The sequence below is a fragment of the Wolbachia endosymbiont (group A) of Andrena hattorfiana genome (assembly GCF_947179565.1).
Lineage (GTDB): Bacteria > Pseudomonadota > Alphaproteobacteria > Rickettsiales > Anaplasmataceae > Wolbachia.
Genome location: NZ_CAMXBT010000002.1, coordinates 16,629 through 35,230, shown reverse-complemented (window position 1 = coordinate 35,230; position 18,602 = coordinate 16,629). Strand labels below are relative to the sequence as shown.

20 protein-coding genes, 2 tRNA genes and 1 pseudogene are annotated in these 18,602 nt (G+C 34.6%); 12 read left to right on the top strand and 11 right to left on the bottom strand.

Annotated elements, in window-relative coordinates; translation table 11 throughout:
• Window positions 1-16 precede the first annotated feature (16 nt).
• Window positions 17-769: a hypothetical protein gene (locus OM966_RS01865; RefSeq protein ID WP_264328599.1), complete on the bottom strand. Its 753-nt coding sequence runs from the start codon at window positions 767-769 to the stop codon at window positions 17-19.
• Between the two features lie 136 nt (window positions 770-905).
• On the opposite strand from OM966_RS01865, the gene ubiH reads away from it, so the two are divergent.
• Entirely contained in the window at window positions 906-2,054 is a 1,149-nt protein-coding gene (gene ubiH, locus OM966_RS01860) for a 2-octaprenyl-6-methoxyphenyl hydroxylase (RefSeq protein WP_264328598.1), read from the top strand.
• A gap of 446 nt (window positions 2,055-2,500) precedes the next feature.
• Here the strand turns inward: ubiH and OM966_RS01855 are convergent, their stop codons facing one another.
• Together OM966_RS01855 and OM966_RS01850 are read right to left on the bottom strand one after the other, a co-directional pair.
• On the bottom strand, window positions 2,501-3,520 hold the full coding sequence (locus tag OM966_RS01855) for a gamma-glutamyl-gamma-aminobutyrate hydrolase family protein (protein WP_264328597.1): 1,020 nt from the start codon (window positions 3,518-3,520) through the stop codon (window positions 2,501-2,503).
• A gap of 89 nt (window positions 3,521-3,609) precedes the next feature.
• Window positions 3,610-3,682: transfer RNA gene (locus OM966_RS01850), tRNA-Phe, on the bottom strand.
• An 81-nt stretch (window positions 3,683-3,763) separates the two neighbouring features.
• Here OM966_RS01850 and coaD point away from each other — a divergent pair.
• Both coaD and OM966_RS01840 read left to right on the top strand, forming a co-directional pair.
• Window positions 3,764-4,270: a pantetheine-phosphate adenylyltransferase gene (gene coaD, locus OM966_RS01845; protein WP_264328596.1), complete on the top strand. Its 507-nt coding sequence runs from the start codon at window positions 3,764-3,766 to the stop codon at window positions 4,268-4,270.
• A 68-nt stretch (window positions 4,271-4,338) separates the two neighbouring features.
• Complete coding sequence (locus OM966_RS01840; RefSeq protein ID WP_264328595.1) at window positions 4,339-4,530, top strand: zinc-finger domain-containing protein; 192 nt, start codon at window positions 4,339-4,341, stop codon at window positions 4,528-4,530.
• 24 nt (window positions 4,531-4,554) lie between these two features.
• Here OM966_RS01840 and OM966_RS01835 read toward each other — a convergent pair whose 3' ends face one another.
• The 6 genes from OM966_RS01835 to rpsB all read right to left on the bottom strand — a co-directional run bounded on the left by OM966_RS01835 (window position 4,555) and on the right by rpsB (window position 9,144).
• Window positions 4,555-5,181, bottom strand: a complete 627-nt coding sequence (locus tag OM966_RS01835; RefSeq protein ID WP_264328594.1) for a phosphatidate cytidylyltransferase — start codon at window positions 5,179-5,181, stop codon at window positions 4,555-4,557.
• A complete protein-coding gene (gene uppS, locus OM966_RS01830) occupies window positions 5,171-5,866 on the bottom strand; it encodes a polyprenyl diphosphate synthase (RefSeq protein ID WP_264328593.1) in 696 nt (231 codons plus the stop codon). Before uppS ends, OM966_RS01835 begins: the two co-directional genes overlap by 11 nt.
• Before the next feature lie 278 nt (window positions 5,867-6,144).
• Window positions 6,145-6,702, bottom strand: a complete 558-nt coding sequence (gene frr / locus OM966_RS01825; protein ID WP_164224746.1) for a ribosome recycling factor — start codon at window positions 6,700-6,702, stop codon at window positions 6,145-6,147.
• Window positions 6,703-6,709: 7 nt separating this feature from the next.
• Window positions 6,710-7,444 carry a UMP kinase gene (pyrH, locus tag OM966_RS01820; protein ID WP_264328592.1) on the bottom strand — a complete coding sequence of 245 codons (735 nt, stop codon included), beginning with the start codon at window positions 7,442-7,444 and terminating at the stop codon, window positions 6,710-6,712.
• Window positions 7,445-7,454: 10 nt separating this feature from the next.
• Complete coding sequence (tsf, locus tag OM966_RS01815) at window positions 7,455-8,315, bottom strand: translation elongation factor Ts (protein WP_264328591.1); 861 nt, start codon at window positions 8,313-8,315, stop codon at window positions 7,455-7,457.
• The gene (gene rpsB / locus OM966_RS01810) at window positions 8,296-9,144 is read right to left on the bottom strand and encodes a 30S ribosomal protein S2 (protein WP_264328590.1); all 849 of its coding nucleotides are present in this window, start codon (window positions 9,142-9,144) and stop codon (window positions 8,296-8,298) included. The genes tsf and rpsB overlap by 20 nt, the downstream gene beginning before the upstream one ends.
• A gap of 185 nt (window positions 9,145-9,329) precedes the next feature.
• On the opposite strand from rpsB, the gene OM966_RS01805 reads away from it, so the two are divergent.
• The 5 genes and pseudogenes from OM966_RS01805 to OM966_RS01790 all read left to right on the top strand — a co-directional run bounded on the left by OM966_RS01805 (window position 9,330) and on the right by OM966_RS01790 (window position 13,664).
• A tRNA-Asp gene (locus OM966_RS01805) sits at window positions 9,330-9,406 on the top strand.
• Between the two features lie 137 nt (window positions 9,407-9,543).
• Entirely contained in the window at window positions 9,544-9,990 is a 447-nt protein-coding gene (gene yajC / locus OM966_RS01800) for a preprotein translocase subunit YajC (protein WP_264328589.1), read from the top strand.
• Between the two features lie 32 nt (window positions 9,991-10,022).
• Window positions 10,023-11,834 (top strand): glutamine--fructose-6-phosphate transaminase (isomerizing), encoded by a 1,812-nt coding sequence (gene glmS, locus OM966_RS01795; RefSeq protein WP_264328588.1) that lies wholly within the window; start codon window positions 10,023-10,025, stop codon window positions 11,832-11,834.
• A gap of 192 nt (window positions 11,835-12,026) precedes the next feature.
• Window positions 12,027-12,163, top strand: a pseudogene (locus tag OM966_RS07295) (IS4-like element ISWosp8 family transposase); the annotation flags it as partial.
• Window positions 12,164-12,548: 385 nt separating this feature from the next.
• Window positions 12,549-13,664: a WD_0033/WD_0034 family tandem repeat-containing protein gene (locus OM966_RS01790; protein WP_264328587.1), complete on the top strand. Its 1,116-nt coding sequence runs from the start codon at window positions 12,549-12,551 to the stop codon at window positions 13,662-13,664.
• A 158-nt stretch (window positions 13,665-13,822) separates the two neighbouring features.
• Here OM966_RS01790 and OM966_RS01785 read toward each other — a convergent pair whose 3' ends face one another.
• Both OM966_RS01785 and OM966_RS01780 read right to left on the bottom strand, forming a co-directional pair.
• The gene (locus OM966_RS01785; RefSeq protein WP_264328586.1) at window positions 13,823-14,776 is read right to left on the bottom strand and encodes an ankyrin repeat domain-containing protein; all 954 of its coding nucleotides are present in this window, start codon (window positions 14,774-14,776) and stop codon (window positions 13,823-13,825) included.
• Window positions 14,777-14,847: 71 nt separating this feature from the next.
• Entirely contained in the window at window positions 14,848-14,982 is a 135-nt protein-coding gene (locus OM966_RS01780) for a hypothetical protein (protein WP_264328585.1), read from the bottom strand.
• Window positions 14,983-15,548: 566 nt separating this feature from the next.
• Between OM966_RS01780 and OM966_RS01775 the strand changes: the two genes are divergently transcribed.
• The 4 genes from OM966_RS01775 (at window position 15,549) to OM966_RS01760 (ending at window position 18,523) form a co-directional block, all read left to right on the top strand.
• Window positions 15,549-16,649: an ankyrin repeat domain-containing protein gene (locus OM966_RS01775; protein ID WP_264328584.1), complete on the top strand. Its 1,101-nt coding sequence runs from the start codon at window positions 15,549-15,551 to the stop codon at window positions 16,647-16,649.
• A 61-nt stretch (window positions 16,650-16,710) separates the two neighbouring features.
• Window positions 16,711-16,854 carry a hypothetical protein gene (locus OM966_RS01770; protein WP_264328583.1) on the top strand — a complete coding sequence of 48 codons (144 nt, stop codon included), beginning with the start codon at window positions 16,711-16,713 and terminating at the stop codon, window positions 16,852-16,854.
• 361 nt (window positions 16,855-17,215) lie between these two features.
• Complete coding sequence (locus tag OM966_RS01765) at window positions 17,216-18,202, top strand: C48 family peptidase (RefSeq protein WP_264328582.1); 987 nt, start codon at window positions 17,216-17,218, stop codon at window positions 18,200-18,202.
• A 54-nt stretch (window positions 18,203-18,256) separates the two neighbouring features.
• A complete protein-coding gene (locus OM966_RS01760) occupies window positions 18,257-18,523 on the top strand; it encodes a hypothetical protein (RefSeq protein ID WP_264328581.1) in 267 nt (88 codons plus the stop codon).
• Window positions 18,524-18,602 lie beyond the last annotated feature (79 nt).

The following is an 18,602-nucleotide window of genomic DNA, read 5'->3' as shown; positions in this document are numbered from 1 at the left end:
TGCTCAAATAATAATCTTATAGCAGGTAAAAATTCTGATTCACAGCATTATGTAAAGGTGTATTACCATCATGATCACGTTCATTAACCATACACTTGACCATGTCATGCGTATAGGACCTATTATTACCGCTTAAAATTTTCTCCATTCGTATTAGCCTATTATCACTTCTTAAAAACATCCCCATTCCTGGTTCAGAAGTGAGTCTATGTAACTCATTCTCGTGCTTGTATATCATTTCCTCACGAAGTACTGGTCTTATGTGTGAGTCTAATATTGGATTATAGCGATCAAATTCACTAAATGTCTTCTCACGCTCAAATCTTCTTGCTCTTTCTTCATCCATCATCTTTGCGCTTTCTTCATACGTCTTACGGCACATACGCTCACTCGATTTATTGATCGAATCTGTTAGTAATGTCAAATCTATTTTCTTGTGTGTACAAGACTCTTCTATTGATTTATTGATCGAATCTGTTAGTAATGTCAAATCTATTTTCTTGTGCGTATTAGACTCTTCTATTTCCACAGAACGCGCCATAATAGCACCTGCAATCAGAAGAACTGCAGTAGAAGCGAACGCCACTATTAGTACATAACGCCAAGGAGATGAACTATATGAGAAATAAACTGCTAAAGCACCTGCCAAAGATGCATCTGTCAATTGAGAGAACCTGACTGATGATTTTTTAGTTTTACTGTGCCTTTCGTTTTCTTGAAAACTATCATCTTCATGTTCGCTCAGATCTGCTTTTCTTTGTGTGTTCATTTTGATTAACCCCATTCATATTTAATAAGTAGTTTTATGTCACTTTTAACAAAAAGTCTATATTTTTTTATGAATAACTCTAACACTTATTTAAACTATCCTCAAAACGAATAAAATGTAATTTTAGGTGAATAAAATGAATTATGATGTAATCATTTCAGGTGGTGGGTTGCTTGGTCTTATTACTGCCATTGGCCTCAGTTGTGACTCTGTGTCTGTAGCTGTGATTGAAAAAAATAGTCTACCACGTGTAGTAGATGACAACCGAGCATTTGCTATTTCTCAAGGCTCGAAAAAAATATTGGAAAAATTAGGGATTTGGCAGTTTATAGAAAGCGAAGCTGAGCCAATACTTGATATATGCATATTAGATGCGGTTACTGTGCATTACAATCATAAAATGGTTGGTGGAGAACCAATGGGTTATGTTATTAACAATGCTACTATATGGAATGCAATCAACAATAATTTTCTGAATAAACTAAATATATACTCTCCACATTCCTATAAAACAATTGCTTGTGATTCAGGATATGTGGAAGTTATTCTTAATAATAACCAGGAATTAATATCATCGCTACTTATCTGCGCTGAAGGCAAAAACTCTAAACTACCAGAGTTATTTTCTATACCGACAGTGAAATTTGATTATAAACAAAGTAGCATAGTATTTAATGTAAAGCATGAACTGCATCACCAAAACTTAGCTGTAGAGCGTTTTTTTCCTGGCGGTCCATTTGCAATTCTACCGATGAAGGGTGGCTATACTTCTTCGATAGTTTGGACAGAAAAATCTGGAATTTCAAAAATGCTAATGGATCTGTCTGAAGAAGAATTTATTATAGAGCTCAAAAAAAGATTTGGTTCTTATTTAGGAGAGATAAAATTAGAGGGTGAAAGAAAACTTTATCCTTTAAGTTTTGTTTTCGCAAAAAAGTTATATAAGGGTAGAGTTTTGCTTATCGGCGATGCAGCACATTCAATTCATCCAGTTGCAGGTCAAGGGCTTAATCTTGGAATTAGAGATGTAGAAAGTGTTATAAAGCACATAGTTACTGCAAAAGCATCTGGTATTGATGTTGGCAGTAGTTATTTATTAAAGAAAATTTCATGTAACAGATACTTTGATAATTTTACAATGGCGCTTGCAACTGATGGATTAAATAGGATGTTCTCCAACAGAATATTCTGCGCTAAAGCACTAAGAAATCTTGGCTTGATTGCAGTTGAAAATTCAAATTTTCTCAAAAAAAGCTTCATTCGGCATGCTATGGGATTTATATAAACTACTATTTTATAGCTAATGCAAGTCAGTACGTCATACCGCCGCGGTATCTCTAGATCCCGCTAACAAGCAGCGGGATGACGAATTTGTCGGTATCTGTTCAGATGCATGGCTAATGTACAAATATTGAAGCAAAGTGCGTGACACACAGCTGTACGAACGTTTGTTTGCAAAGGCAGTATGTTAAGTGTTATAGCCGATTTTGCCTCAAACACAAAGGCAGTGCCCAGACACTGGGATCCAGAAAAATTGATTGTAAACAAACGCACTATACAACATTTTCGATCAAAAGCTGGATCCCAGTGTCAAGCACTGGGATGACACCATTTATTGTAAGGACTTACCTTACATTTACTCTATGGTTATACTACCTTGCCGCTATCCTGAACGGATACATGACGAATTTGTCGTTTATCAAATCGTTGGTAAATCTAAAGCTATAGCCATTAAGCACGATAAAGAAAATCATTTATAATCGCTATAGCAACTAGTGTAGACACTTGACGTTCCTTGTGATTTGATAAATAGAGGTTTTTATATGATTTTACAACAAGGGCTTCTGGATGACATTGAAAGTAAATATTACCGTGCTTATCTTCAATAGCCTCTATTACCCCATCACTGGAAAATGCTGCAACTTTATATCCAAGTAACTCCAATTTTCTTCTATTTTCTGGTGTATTACTTACTGCCCCTGAATGAGCATCTGGAAAATATGTTGAAAACCAGCCATTTTCATTAGGTATTAAGAATTTAGCTACTAATTCCGCTAAACGACTGTTTGGAACGATCTTTATCTGCTGGAGAGGTGCATCCTCTTTATGTGGATTAGGTGCTGATTTTAAATGAGATCTTCGCTTCTCTTCATCACTCACAACACTCACTACTTCAATTCCCTTTGCATTCATTATGCCTTCACATATGCCAAGTAAATGAATTGCAGGGTTATCATCCACTATTTTTGCAATTGCTTCAGTAACAAGCTGGCGACAAGGAGTGGGTGGAAAAGGTTCTGAATGAAAATTGTCTGGAATAAATATTCTATTTATTTTGTGCTCTTCAATAAATTGTGCAACTTCAATTTTTATTCGGTCTAATGTCAGCTTCTTTGCCAATGTTTCATCTTGTTTTGCGAGATTAAGTGACTCTGTCTGAATTTTTTTAAGGCTAATTATCTTGTTATAATCAATTAGTACAGTCTTAACTCCAAAGTTATTAAACATCTCGTAGATATTTTGAGATAGCCCAAGCTCATATGGGTATGTCTCTTCTTCCGTTTTCAACAAACCAACAACTATGTCATTATTTACTGTATTTTCTGCCGTCAAGGCAGTTGACGCTGGTTCTTCTTTTCTGGTTACATGTTGAGATGCCGGTTTTTCGCTAACATCAGCATAAGTAATATTGCTTAATAATAGAACTATAATTAATAAGATATTAAATATTCTACTATAACATTTATACATATAGTTTATCTTCTCAATACTTATATCAATATCATAACATATTATAGAACGTTTTATAACAAAAAGGTAAATTTAGTAAGAAAGAGAAGTGGCCTGAGCAGGAATCGAACCAGCGACACAAGGATTTTCAGTCCTTTGCTCTACCAACTGAGCTATCAGGCCAGCTGCATACTTTCATTTTTAGATAAAAAATGTTATCATGTCTATCAAAAGTTTTTAAAGTAGTTTATATAAAAATAAAGAATGGACATTAATAACAAAATAGGAATCTACCCTGGTACATTTGACCCTATAACTTTTGGGCATATTGACATAATCAAAAGAGCGTGTAAACTAGTCGATAAATTAATAATAGGGGTTGCAGAAAACGTTAATAAGCATACTGTCTTTGATACAAAGCTACGCACAAGCATGGCTGAAAGTGAAATCAAAGGGCTAGGAATTGATGCAGATGTTATATCTTTTAATGGGTTGCTAGTGAAGTTTGCCAAAGAGCAGAATGCTTCTGTTATTATTAGAGGATTAAGAGCAGTATCGGATTTTGATTACGAGTTTCAAATGAGTTGGGTAAATTATAAACTTCTTCCTGAAATCGAAACCATATTTCTTCCTGCTTCTGAAGATACTCAATTTATCTCATCAAGTTTTGTAAAGGAAATAGCAAGATTAGGAGAAGATGTTAGCAAATTTGTATCAAAAGGCGTTCAAAACGAATTGATTAACCTGAATAGGATAAAAAATGGAGAATAGTGCTTGTTGTTTTTTATTTCTGAATGGGTATATTCAATATATAAAATGTTATAAGCTAAAGGAGTAGCATGTCAAAAGTGAGGGTTAATAATAGAAAAGTTTGTTGTCATGGTGATGAGAATAATGAGGGTTCCGGCCATCCATTAATATATTTAGATATGGGAGAAGAAGAGGAAATAGCCTGCCCTTATTGTGAAAAGACGTTTGTCCATGACTGTACTGTAGAAGAGGTTGGGGAGCTGACTAGGGATGAACTCTAATGGCACTTTATTTCTTCTGCAGACTTAGCTTATGTAAATAGCAAGAAGAGGGGCAGTAAAAATGAAACTATCCATACGATCGAGCACTCCTCCATGGCCAGGTATCATACTTCCACTATCTTTAACACCGTAAGCTCTTTTAACAAGCGACTCAGTGAAATCGCCAAGTTGCGCTAGAATAGCGATTGCAAGGCCAATGATTGGAGAATAAAAAATTGAAAATAGACCAAAAAATATTGATCCAAAAACTGTGCACACTATTCCAGCTAAAATCGCACCAAGAAGTCCTGTCCAAGTTTTTCCAGGGCTAAGAATTGGGCAAATTTTAGATCCACCAAAATTCTTACCAAATAGGTAGGCAGTAATGTCAATTCCCCAAATGGTTAAGACGAACCATACTAATGCGTATTTTCCTTGTGGTAGGTTATATAAATATATTAATGAGGCGCTTGGTAGTGCAATCAATAATAATGCGAAAACGTATAAAATTTTGTTTCCTTGGGTTAAATTATACCATTCAAAAGAAGATAAAACTGCTATTGAAAAAATCAATAGGTAAAACAATAAATCACTGAAATATGTAGCAAAAGAAAATATGAATAATATTACTATTGAGGACAATGTTCTAATTATAAAATTATTATCTACCATATTTTTTCTCTCTTTTTGTATAATCTTCTAATGCTTTGCTCAAATCTTGACAAGAAAAATCAGGCCATAAAGTATCACAAAAATATAATTCAGCATAAGCTGCTTGCCATAATAAAAAGTTGCTTAACCTTTTTTCGCCGCCAGTGCGAATTAATAAATCCAATTTTGGCAGATCTTTAGTACATAGAAATTTTTCAAATTCCTCTTCTGATACATAAGCAATATTTTCTTTTATAATATTGCTTATAGCTTGTGTAATTTCTTGCTTTGCTCCGTAACTGACTGCCACAGTGAGTAATAAACCATCGTTCTTATGTGTCATTTCTTCTGCTTTTTTAATTTGATCCAATATTTTACTGGATAACAGACTTAAATTGCCAATAAAATTCAACTTAATGTTACAGTTGCAAATGAAATTGACTTTATCTTCATTAGTTAAAACGGAGTAAAATAAATCAAATAGACAGTCAGTTTCGTTTTTGGGTCTAAGCCAATTCTCCATAGAGAATGCATACAAAGTTAAGTAGGGTATGGTTAGGTCCGTACAATACTTGGCAATATCGTATGCAACTTCACTGCCCTTTTTATAACCATCAATTTTTACCTTTCCTTGATTGTTCGCCCATCTACCATTACCATCCATAATAATTGCTAAATGTTTCGGTAAAGATTCTTGATTCAACATTTAAAGTTCACCTAAACCACCCTCCAACACTCTCTTCTGTAACCCCAGTACTCTCTTCTGTCATCCGAGTAGCTGACACTGGGATCCAGAAAAGTTTGCTTGTAGACGAGCAAACTAGCACAGAAAGTAGCTAATCTTGTACTAAATAAACGTTTTTGATTAGGTTGGATAAGAAGTTGGATCCCAGTGTCAGCTACTCGGATAACGCCCTTCTTGGTGGAATTTGCTCTCAAATCACAACGTTCATATTCACTACTGAAGGTTTCTTTCATATTACCTTAGTGATGCAATATATCCTTTTCTTTGATGGACAATTCACCATCAATCTTTTTTATATTATCATCAGTAATATTTTGTATTTCCTTCTTAGCACCATGAAAATCATCTTCTGAGATCTCCTTATTTCCCTTCATTTTCTCTATTTCTTCCATAACATCTCTGCGTATATTTCTGATGGCAATCCGCGCATTTTCAGAAAACTGATGCAATAATTTTACTAATTTTTCACGGGTTTCTTGTGTTAAATCCGGAAGAGCTATACGTATGGTATTGCCCTCAACAACAGGATTTAAATTCAAGTTGGCATTTAATATAGCATTTTTCACTTCACCTACAACATTAATATCCCAAACTTTAATTGATAGGGTTTTGTTATCTATAACTGAAACGCCTGCAACCTGATTTAACTTTTGATGTCCACCATAGATATTTACAACTATACCATCAAGCAACGATGCGCTAGCTCTACCAGTGCGTACGCCTTTAATATCATCATGAAAGGACTGAATAGTTTTTAGCATTCTTTCTTTTGTTTTAGCTTTTATTTCATTTAACATAAATTACCTACTGTTTACAATCTGAAACTATAGTATAAGTACCTTGACCCTTAATAATATTAACTATTTTTTCTCCCTTCAAAGAAAAAACTATAATTGGAATAGAATTCTCACGAGCAAGTGAAATTGCTGATGCATCCATAACTTTTAAGTCATGAGTCAATAAATCCGTGTAAGAAAGCCTATCATACATTACAGCATCCTCATTTTTTTTCGGATCAGCGGAGTATACACCATTTACTTGTGTACCCTTTAGAATAACATCACAATTCATTTCAACAGCACGTAAGGCTGCAGCTGTATCTGTAGTAAAAAATGGGTTGCCTGTGCCTGCTGCAAAAATTACCACTCTACCCTTTTCTAAATGACGAATAGCTTTCCTTCTTATGTAAGGTTCACATACAGTGGCCATGGGTATTGCAGATAATACCCTAGAAGCTACTAAATTTTTTTCTAAAAAGTTTTGTAAAATTAAAGCATTGATTATAGTTGCAAGCATTCCAATATAATCACTGCTTGCTCTTTCACAGCCACTTAAAGACGCAGATGAGCCACGAAAGATATTACCACCACCAACAACAATACATACCTGAACTCCAAGCCTGTTAACATCAGCTATATCTTTGCATAATTGGCTTATTATTCCCATATCATGGCCAAAAGACTGTGACCCCATCAAAGCTTCACCAGAGATCTTCAATAACACTCTAGAGTATTTTACTTTATCTGCTAAGGAAGACATTTCTTACCATTTAGTTTGCACTGCCCAAAACAAGTAACTTGTAATCAGATAATTTAATAGCACTCACCTCGCTTGATTTTATAAAATCAGAAACCTTCATTTTATCATCTTTTATGAACTTTTGTTCTAGTAAAACAACTTCTTCATAGTACTTAGCCATTCGTCCATCTACTATTTTTTTTGCTACTTCTTCAGGTTTATTTAAGCTCCTTACTTGCTCTTCAATTATAGAACGTTCATTTTTCAACTTCATTTGATCTAAATCATCTATAGACAAAGCTTCAGGCTTCATAGCAACTATGTGCATCGCTATTTGTTTTCCAATTTCCTGTAACTTTGCCTTATCACCGGGTGATTGCAATGCAACTAAAGCGCCAGTTTTACCTAAACCACGTACATCACCGTGTACATAACCAGCAACAACTCCATCCTTAGTCTCTAGGTAACAAAGCTTGCTCAACTCTAACTTTTCACAAAGAACTGACGTACCATTCATAATAGCTTCCTGCACTTTGCCAATGCTTTCATACTTGGCATTTTTTAACTCATCAACGCTGATACAGCGTTCTTGATGAGCAATTGATGCTAAATTTGAAACTAACTCTATAAATTTCTCATTCCTTGCAACAAAATCGGTTTCGCAATTGAGTTCAACCAATGCACCATAATTTTCAGTCAAACACATAGCAACGAGCCCATCTGAAGCTACTCTATCAGATTTTTTGTCAGCTTTAGCAAGACCTATTGTACGCAACTTATCAACGGCTTTCTTGATGTCACCATCACATTCTTCTAATGCTTTTTTACAGTCACTTAAGCCAAGCCCTGTCCTATCACGTAATTCCCTTATATTATCTGGATTCATCTTCATTTGTTACTACCTCCCTTTCTTCTTCTTTGTAAACTTTACTACGTTTCCTTTTAGTTTGCACAATACTATCTTCTTTTTCTTGAATAAACTCATCACCTTTTATATTATCAATCTTAACTCCAGATCTTGCTAGACTAGACTCTATTCCAGCTAATATAGAGTCGGTAGCTAATTTACAATAGAGCTCTATTGATTTTCTTGAGTCATCATTTCCAGGTATTAGATAAGTAATATCATCTGGATCAGAATTAGTATCAAGTATTGCAACTATTGGAATTCCTAACTTTTTAGCCTCCTTAACCGCAATATGCTCTTTATTAGTATCAATGATGAATAAGATATCAGGAATTGCTCCCATTTCTCTAATACCACCAAGCGCCTTATCAAGCTTTTGCTTTTTCTTTTCAATGTTCCCCAATTCTTTCTTTGTTAAAATGCTATCCTCGTCATTTAATATTTTCTCATATTGCATCAAGGTTTTTATCGAAAAAGAAACAGTGCCCCAATTAGTAAGCATACCACCAAGCCATCGATGATTCACATAATATTGACCACAACGAATCGCTTCACTTGCAATAATATCAAAAGCTTGAAACTTTGTACCAACAAATAGAATGCGACCACCTTGAGATGCAACGTCATATAAAGCCTTCATGGCCACCTGTAGCAATGGTAATGTTTTTCGCAAGTCAATTATATGTATACGATTTTCTTGATGCACTCCATATATGTATGGAGCCATTTTTGCGTTCCAGCGACTAATTTTGTGACCAAAGTGTACACCAGATTCGGCTAAATCACGCACAGTGACTTCAGGCAAATTTGTCATATATCATTCCTCCAAATAGTTTATCTTCCATGGCATAACCCTAATGGGACTACTTGTACAAGCCATGTGTGAAATTAAATTATTTACATAGTAATAGAAAAGACAGCAAAGCGCAAACAAAAAATATTGACAAAGGGCAACATGTTTATTAGCTTTAAAGTCGAAGCCCGAAAACGCTAAAAAAGGGGGGTGTAGCTCAGCTGGTTAGAGCGCATGCCTGTCACGCATGAGGTCGTGAGTTCAAGTCTCATCACTCCCGCCATACTGGTTTTAGCATAATCTAAAATCCGCAATATTATTGCCGGTATTTAGAAACGTTTTCACCAGACTTGACATGGCATGGTATTGTAATTAATACTTAAGTAGGTTTGTTTTTATCATTAACAATTAGGATTAAATATGCTCATTTCTGAAGTTTTTGCAGCAGATGCAACTAGCAATGCATCAAGTATCGGCGCATCTTTTGCTAGTTTTATTCCATTGATTTTAATATTTGTGGTATTTTATTTTCTTATTATTCGCCCAAACCACAAAAAACTAAAAGAACATAGAAAAATTATAGATCAAATAAAACGTGGTGATACAGTCATTACTTCTGGCGGGATAATAGGTGAAGTTAATAAAGTTGATGAAGCAAATGCACAATTTATAATAGAAATAGCACCAAAAGTTGAGGTGAAAGTCCTAAAGTCCGCTATATCTGAAGTTTTAAACAAAGAAACTCAAAAAGTGGCAGCTAAACCAATTGAAAAAGGCAAAATCGAAAAGAGTGATAAAAAGAATAAAAATCAACCAACAGAGGAAAGTAAAAAGGGAAAAGATGATAAGGGCAAAAATGCTGCATAACTTAAAAAGAAAGTTCATTTGGTGATCCATTTGTGTGCGGAATATTTGGTGTAGTAAGTAGCAGTGATTCAGTAATACCAACTTTACTAACTGGGTTGCAAAAATTGGAATATAGGGGATATGATTCCTCAGGTATAGCAATCATAAATAACGAAGGCGAGATAGAAGTCAAAAAATCAGAAGGTAAAGTTAAAAGATTGTATGAAGTTGTTGATGAAAGTAAGATGTCTCACAGTACAGTTGGTATAGCACATACTCGTTGGGCTACACATGGAGTTCCAGGCCTTAAAAATGCTCATCCCATTCATACAAATAATGTTGTTGTTGCTCATAACGGCATAATTGAGAATTACAATCTGCTAAAAAAGGGTCTAGAAGAAAGGGGAATGTTATTCCATACTGATACTGACACAGAGATCATACCAAATATGCTAACCTTATATCTTGATGAAGGATTGTCGCCAGTTGATTCTCTATTTAAGTGTTTAAACAACTTACATGGCTCATTTGCCTTGGTCTTATTATTTGCAGAATATCCAGATGCCTTATTTGTTGCGAAGAGAAATTTGCCTTTAGCAATAGGCTATAACTGTAACACAGTGTTTGCTGCATCTGACTCTAATGCTTTAAGTGCATTTGTGGAAAGAATATCGTATTTGGAAGATGGCGACATTGCAGTGATAAAATCTAGTGGAGTTAGTATATACAACAATGGTACACAAGTTAAACGTAGTATAGAAAATAGTAGTCCAAGTGATTTTCTAATTAGCAAAAATGGGTATCCTAGCTTCATGTTAAAAGAGATTTTTGAGCAACCGCGTGCATTAAACAAAACAATAAATCAATTTTACAAGCAATATAAAGAGGTCAACAAAAAATTGTTTTCTGAGCGGAGTTACATTACTATAGTTGGATGCGGGTCATCTTATTTTGCCGGGCTAATAGCAAAATATTGGCTGGAAAGTGTCGCTCAAGTTCGAGTATATCTAGAAATCTCATCAGAATTTAGGTATAGCAACGTCAAGCTAGAAGAAGGCAGCATTGGGTTATTCATCTCTCAATCTGGCGAAACTGCAGATACCATAGAAGCGCTGCGTTATGCGAAATCACAGAAGCAAACAATCATTAGTATAACTAACACATTTAACAGCAGCATTGAAAAGATCTCAGATATTGTGTTACATACTCTTGCTGGGCCAGAAATTGGTGTTGCTTCAACAAAAACCTTTTCTGCGCAACTTGCGACTTTAGCATGCTTTGCCGTGGAGCTTGGAAAAATAAAAGGTATACTGGGTGGAGAGAGAATAAAACAGCTAAGCAGTGCTATCAATTCTATTCCCGAGTATGTTGAGCACGTTTTGAATGTGATGCAAATACAACATATATCGGGCAGTATATTAGAACACAATAACGTTATTTTAATCGGCAGAGGAAGTTCATACGGAGTTGCAATGGAAGGCGCATTGAAGATAAAAGAGCTTTCATACATTAATACCATTGGCATTGCAGCGGGAGAAATGAAGCACGGTTCTATTGCTTTAATAGACTCTGCTGTGCTTGTTATAGCAATTATCCCTTATGATAGTTTATTCTTTAAAACGCTATCTAATATACAAGAGATTATTGCAAGAAAAGGCAAAGTAATTGCCTTCAGTGATAAGCAAGGAGCGCCATTCCTAAGGGGAGTTTGCGCAGATGTGGTGCAACTTCCAGACACTGATAATTTTATCTCTCCTATCATCTATAGTGTTGCTATGCAATTCCTTGCTTACTATACTGCAGCAAAAAAAGGGTTAGATGCCGATTGTCCAAGAAATTTAGCTAAGTCTGTCACGGTTGAGTAGTCCATTTAAAGTTAAAGCTAGACTTCTAATTAAGGTAACCGTTCACTCAATGGCGTCAACTTAAGGAAAAATGTCTGCGATTGTGTGTAAAATTTCTCTCTAAATTTTTTCGCATTAAATTATCTAAAGAGTGAAGAAAAAACGCTGTTGTTTCTGTAAAAAAGTTTAAAATGTGTCCTTTTTAGGTGAAACATGCAAAAAGGAAAAAATCTTATTCTACAAATTAAAAATATAATATACTCGAAAACTTTTCAGAAGATCCATTGTGTTGGAAAAAAAGTTTCACACGCACAAGAAAACTTCCTTTTACGACAGTATTAGACTTCCTGCATAACCAATAACAAACTTTTATTGGGAATAGAGACGAAAAAACCTACTTGACAAACTCCACCAGCCCCCTTGTCATGGTATTGAAGGTATTCATTTATCTTCAATCTGTGCAGATTAACCGACAACAGACTCTTGTTTCAATGTTAAACAAAATACCATAGAACTCAAGAAGACAATTCCTAGAAAATTTCTACATCCAAAAAAAGGCAAATCGTCTTAATGCTGTTTCAATGTAAAAGATAAGCTAAATTTTTACAAAGAAAACATTTCAAGCAGCAAGACACCTTTGATCAAAAGAGAGCACCAAATTTATGGGGTGAGCAACTGCGCTATTTCAACTACTACCACTAAATCAATAAATCTATAATAGGAGGAACAAGCACTATGGAAACGTCAAAACTGACTGGTGAATTAGTATGTGATATATATGAGTTAACAAATAAAGATGGAAAGAATATTCAAAAGCTAGCAAGAGAAATAGAGGAAGGGAAAAGTATTGCTGGAAGGTTCAGAAATGGAATATTTAAAAAATCCAGCTATAACGCAAGCACGATTCTTTTAGCGAAAATAGCTTACAAATATCAGGGTAGAGAGGAGACGTTGTCACTACTACATTATGCTATAAGTCATAAGAATAATCAAGCTGTAAAAGATCTTTTGGAAGAAGCCAAAAAACAAAAACTATTAAAGGAAGTTCTGAATGAAGAAATGACCACAAAACATTCAGATGGTCGGGAAGAAACTCATACAATACTTACAGATGCTATATCACGTAGAGACAATGACATTATGAGAGCAGTGTTAAAGATCTCTGAGGAAAATGGTATTTTGAAAGATATTCTAAAAAAGAGAATAATTATAAAACATTCAAATGGCAAGGAAATGACTTACACCCCATTTACCTATGCTGAAGCACGTAAAAATAGTGAGGCTGTAGAAGAAATCTTAAAATTCTCCGGAGAACTTGTTAATAGGAGAGCAACCCAGAAGCCCACTGTTGTAACAGCCAAAACTACTACAGCTAAAGATGAAAATAGTAAGGAAGTGCATGAAGTATGTAAATATAGTGTAATAAATATAGAGCATAAAGATGCTACTCACGTAATTGATAAAGCTACAGAAACTGACACTAAATTATGTAATATTAATAGTGAAGATCTTCAACCTATATGTGAAAGCAGCGAAGAAGTGCAAAATGATTCAACTACTGTAGAGCCAACTTCCGTTGATAGAGCTGACAGCCCATCTTTCGCTGAGCCATGTAGTGGATCTGGCAACACTGTGACCCTCAACACGGCAAAGACAGGCAATCGTAGCAGGTATTGTTGGCACAGCGTTATTGGTGAGCGGTGTTGTATTTTATGTTTTGAAAATCGATGTCACAGTAGCAGTAGCTGTGGGAGTAGTTGGATTGGTGTGTATGAGCTTTGCGCTGTACAATATCATAAACCCCAACACCAAGCTCGAGAAAGTGGAAGATATAGAACAGCTAATTGTTGAGTCTTCTTTGAATCCAACATAAAAGTGTATATTCAAAAAATCATAATCATCAAGAAAATAATTTCTTAAGAAGAATCTCTAAATTATTAACTCAATATTTATTTCCCTGCTATTTCTCCTTACCTTGAGCGTATGAGGTTTTGAATAGCTCCCAAAAATCACTTCTGCAACCTAGTATTGCCACTACAGGTAGAAACTCCTTCAAGACTAGAGTTAGGAGTAGGTAATAGTACATTAAAAAATTCTATAATATCTTGCCTGTTTTGTGCAATAGCTAAACCTATAGGGGTATTTTTATAATTATCTTCAACATTAATATTAGCCCCTTTTTCCACAAGAAACTTGGCTGTATCTAAGTGACCATAAAAAGCAGCAAAGTGCAAAGGTGTTACACCATCCTGGGCTTGAGCATGAATGTTGGCCTCACTAGCAATCAAAAACTGCACCATTTCTAACTGACCATTATATGCTGCATAGTGTAGAGGTGTATAACCGGATTTGTCGGCCTCATTAACACTTATACGATTAAGTAGAAACCCTACGATATTCCTATGACCTGCTGCCGTAGCAATGTGTATAGGCTTTTCTCCATGAGTACCTTCAGCATGAACATCAGCTCCCTTACAAACTAGGAACTCTACAGCTTCTAGCAGGCCTTCCCATACTGCATAGTACAGTAATATTTTACCATTTTGATCAACGGAGTCGACACTTACTTCCTCTATTGCGTTCAGTATTTGTTCTGGAGAAGAATCGTGATTCATAACATGCTGCACAACTGCACTTGTGATATCAACTAGGCTTTTAATTGTTGCTTTCTTTAGATCTTTATCCATATCCGAATCAAATACCGCTTCTGAAAGAACCGCACTTACTTTCTTAGTCTGCTCAGTCCTTACTTCCGCTTGTTTCTTTTTCTCTCTTAGCTTCTCTTTTTCTTTTTCATCGATTATCTTCATTTCAGCTTTAGTAGTCTTTGCCCAAACAACGAAAGAATTACCTGGTAGCTTATCAACCCCTATATCACGAAAGCTTTCAGTAAAACGTCTACCTACCCTAAATCTATCAAATTCTTCTGGCACATTATTAATAAAGCTCCTTACATTGTTCACTACATCAGCCCATAAACTTGTGTGGTTCAAACCTTCACGTTCTACATTCTCAAGTTTGAATGAGTTCCTAGCTATACTCCTAATATGATACCAAAAACTTTCCCATTCTTGTCTGTTCTATTTTGTAAAAAGCTCACTAGTTCACTTATATCTATAGTGTACTGACAATAAAGGGCACCTTCCTTAACATGTTCGTCAAAATTCATTCTTTTCCCTACCAAACATTATCATATAAATATTTTAGCCAGTATTTCAGTGATTGTCAATTATGTGAAAACTTATAGAAAATACTGGATTCTGTAGCACCACAAAAATTTTAATTATTTACTTTCTCCAAAAATAGTACCTACCTTTGTGAGAACGCGTTGCGTAAAAATAGGGTTGTGAAAATAAAAACGCAAAATTGTTGCAACAAAGTTAGGCAAATTAGTTCACATCTAAATGTGGCAAAAGTAGGCTAATATAGCTGATTTTGCGGTATAGTAAAATCATCATATAGAAAAGTTCACACAGAACAAGCGGTAAACCAACACATTACCAACAAAATTGTTCTCATGCTAGCTGGTTTTGGTTGCTGAAAATGACTATATTATTAATTTATTAATATTCTGTAATGATAATTCATTTGAGATATAGTTAGCGTTATGATAACCCCATTACATATTTACTACAGTAACGTTTTATAAGAGTATTGACAAAGCTTACCTCTAGAAGAAAAGATCTGACTATTTTGCTAATATATGATATAAGTAGCATTTTCTTTTGAGGGAATATGAAATACGGAATATGGAAAGAGATATTAAGTGCTATAAATGCTGACAATGATCTAGATAAAGGTAACATAGTTGAAAGGATAAAAGAAAAGTTAAGATTGGGGAGCTTGAAGGAATATTGTGAGTGGAAAGACACCAATTTCGATGTAGGTCATCTGTTTAAAGTTACTGACGGTAATAATGTTGATGATCATACATTATTCAACTTAGCCATTAAAAGTAGCTGTACAAATGTAGTAAATGTTCTAATAAGTATAGGCCCAGATATCAACAAAGTATATCAGCATACATGGACTCCATTACTGTTAGCTATTGAAAGTGGCAATTTAGAAATGTTAAGAGTTTTAATAGACAAAGGAAAAACTATTATTAAAGCATTCGAACGCACTAGATTTCCCTTATTAATTTTGGCTATTGTCGATCATCATCTAGAAATAGCGAAAGTTCTAATAGACGGAGGAGTAGATGTTGATGAACCAACTGAAGATGGGCATACTCCTTTGATGTTAGCTGCTGAAGTTGGCTATGTAGAAATAGTACAAGCTCTAATAGATAAAGGTGCAGATATTAATAAAGGAGATAGAGTAGGATTCGTTGCATTACATCCTGCCATAAGAACAAACGAAATAGCTGCTTGTCAGTGCATAGTAAGTCACATAGCGAAACTAGAAGTTGCTGGCTTACATATTAATCAAGCGAATTTGCAATTAAAAAATAAACTTATAAATCGTGTTCAACCAGGGTATAATAGGACTATAGCTAATAGCTATGAAGCAAGTTTGCAAAAGTGTAAGAAAGATGTTGAAAAACTTGCAAAAGAAGACAAGTCATTATATGAGTTTTTGAAGGAGAGCAACATCAATAAACTAGTTAGCATATGGGAAGCAAATGAAAATATATCCAGCAAATTTAACGATGAAAGAGATACAGACATAAAAGAGCGATATCCAGAGTATGCTCATATTTTAATTCACAAAGCTAATGAAGTAAAAAAAGAAATTTTTCTATATAATCACAAACCATTAGTTGATATTTTGTTGACAAAGTGTGGGCATGATATTAAAAGCATGACATCTACTCGTATAAAAGCTTTTTTTTGAAATTTACAAGAATGATATTGTAGTAGATTTCCTAAAAATAGAAAAATCTCTGATTGAATTTGTGGATTTTAAGGATGTTAAAAAGAGGCGTGTTCCTAGATTGGAGTTGCAAGCATTTGTAAAAGCTATAAAACAAAGCAGAAGACTTGATAATCCAAACGTTGAGCAACATTTAGCAGCTGGTTATCACGTTCTTTCTGAATAACCATATGGATTTATTGCAGAAGAAGTAGTAATCAATTTTTTTGTTTTGAGAGCACGATAATTTTTAGTAGAAGATGTTAAAAAATCTATATGCTCAAGTTAATGGAGTAAAAAGAAGGAAGAATTATCTAATTTAAAATTAAAACTTTCTCAAAAATCAAAGCATTATCTTATTTATCAACTTGCTATGCAATAAGACCATTTTTTCTTAATAAGATTATCCTTTGAGTATTGCTATTAATGCTTTATTTGATCTAACTGTGGTAAAAAAGTGAAAATATATATTGCAAGAGAATATTCTTGTTGAAAATGGACTTAGTCTATGGTAATAAGCAAGTCCATTTATATTTTTAATAAGGCCAATGCACGATATTCTGAATAATGTTTCCGATGTAGGTAACAAAACTGATTTAAACGTTGAAACAACAGTAAGTCCAAGAAATCATACTCAAGATTTTCGTAAGCTTTTATTACAAGGACGTAGATCTCGTCGTTCTCCTGGGCAGGCAGATTCTAGGAATGAAAACTCTGATCTTAGATCTAGTGCTTTCATCAGCGCAACTGAGAGAGGAGATTACACTTATTGGTTAAGTCAAGAAGACATTGCTAATATAGCAAAGTTTCGATATGGATGGTATGGAGATGATGGCAACATGATATTTGAAGTAGTTGGATCAGCAGAACAACTGAGGCAACAATTACAACAATACAAAGATAGATTGGGACATGATAGACGACTACTGGCGCTTATTATCAACTTAGGAAGAAGTCACTGGGTAACATTGGTTGTTACTTCCGACAATCAACAATCTCTTTCAGCTTATTATATTGATTCTCTTGGAAATAACGCTCCTAGTTGGATTAATGAGGTAGTGATGGGAGAGGTCCATAGTATTGATAGTTCTCGTATAAGACAGCAAGAAGATTCATTTAACTGTGGAATCTTTGCTTTAGAAAACATAAGAATAATAAGTGACGTTATACGATCTGATGATGATGAACAAGTTTTTCAGGTGGAGGATTATCGTCCAAGTAGAGAAAAGCTACAAGAAATAAGAGAAGATTTTATGATAGTATTAAGATATTATCTTGGTTATGGACAGAGTCGAGAAGGAGATTCTGAATCTATTATAGATCGATGTAGGAAAGCGATTGCACAGGCTAAAGAAGAAGGTATGAAGGAGGTGGAAAATATAGATAATGAGAAGGAGGGACGAATTTTAAATGGATTGCAGGAATTACTTGATATGTCTATACCATCTGATGGAGCGAATTTGCTAGATAAACTTGGACTATATCATAATAGTGGAATCGATGAGTTTTCTGGTGAAGAAAAAGAAGCGCTTTGAGGTTTATTTGATGATATAGATCTATATAAAAAGCTATCCACTAGGGATAAAATTATGGGTGGGTTAGGAGACAACAATTCAAGAAGGTTGTATGAGAGTCTACTAAACATTATAAGGGGTAATCAAGATCCCGATGAAATTAATCAAGAGATTAAAGAATTCTTAGATCACAATAAAATTGACATTACTTCTCGTGATCCAGAGCAAGGAATTTCATTTTTAGGTCGAGCAATTATCGAAAATAGAGCTGATTATGCTATTGCTCTAATAAATTACTACCTTTATAAAGGAATCGATATTAGCGCTGCTATTACTGGTTAAGGTTGGACACCGCTGCATTTTGCTTCTCTTGGTGGACAATCAAGTATTACTAGAAGTTTTTTTATCGAAATCCTTAATC

Coding starts and splice junctions, on each gene's coding strand:
- OM966_RS01865 (WP_264328599.1), bottom strand. CDS start 769: ATGAACACACAAAGAAAAGCAGATCTGAGCGAACATGAAGATGATAGT.
- ubiH (WP_264328598.1), top strand. CDS start 906: ATGAATTATGATGTAATCATTTCAGGTGGTGGGTTGCTTGGTCTTATT.
- OM966_RS01855 (WP_264328597.1), bottom strand. CDS start 3,520: ATGTATAAATGTTATAGTAGAATATTTAATATCTTATTAATTATAGTT.
- coaD (WP_264328596.1), top strand. CDS start 3,764: ATGGACATTAATAACAAAATAGGAATCTACCCTGGTACATTTGACCCT.
- OM966_RS01840 (WP_264328595.1), top strand. CDS start 4,339: ATGTCAAAAGTGAGGGTTAATAATAGAAAAGTTTGTTGTCATGGTGAT.
- OM966_RS01835 (WP_264328594.1), bottom strand. CDS start 5,181: ATGGTAGATAATAATTTTATAATTAGAACATTGTCCTCAATAGTAATA.
- uppS (WP_264328593.1), bottom strand. CDS start 5,866: ATGTTGAATCAAGAATCTTTACCGAAACATTTAGCAATTATTATGGAT.
- frr (WP_164224746.1), bottom strand. CDS start 6,702: ATGTTAAATGAAATAAAAGCTAAAACAAAAGAAAGAATGCTAAAAACT.
- pyrH (WP_264328592.1), bottom strand. CDS start 7,444: ATGTCTTCCTTAGCAGATAAAGTAAAATACTCTAGAGTGTTATTGAAG.
- tsf (WP_264328591.1), bottom strand. CDS start 8,315: ATGAAGATGAATCCAGATAATATAAGGGAATTACGTGATAGGACAGGG.
- rpsB (WP_264328590.1), bottom strand. CDS start 9,144: ATGACAAATTTGCCTGAAGTCACTGTGCGTGATTTAGCCGAATCTGGT.
- yajC (WP_264328589.1), top strand. CDS start 9,544: ATGCTCATTTCTGAAGTTTTTGCAGCAGATGCAACTAGCAATGCATCA.
- OM966_RS01790 (WP_264328587.1), top strand. CDS start 12,549: ATGGAAACGTCAAAACTGACTGGTGAATTAGTATGTGATATATATGAG.
- OM966_RS01780 (WP_264328585.1), bottom strand. CDS start 14,982: ATGAATTTTGACGAACATGTTAAGGAAGGTGCCCTTTATTGTCAGTAC.
- OM966_RS01775 (WP_264328584.1), top strand. CDS start 15,549: ATGAAATACGGAATATGGAAAGAGATATTAAGTGCTATAAATGCTGAC.
- OM966_RS01765 (WP_264328582.1), top strand. CDS start 17,216: ATGCACGATATTCTGAATAATGTTTCCGATGTAGGTAACAAAACTGAT.
- OM966_RS01760 (WP_264328581.1), top strand. CDS start 18,257: ATGGGTGGGTTAGGAGACAACAATTCAAGAAGGTTGTATGAGAGTCTA.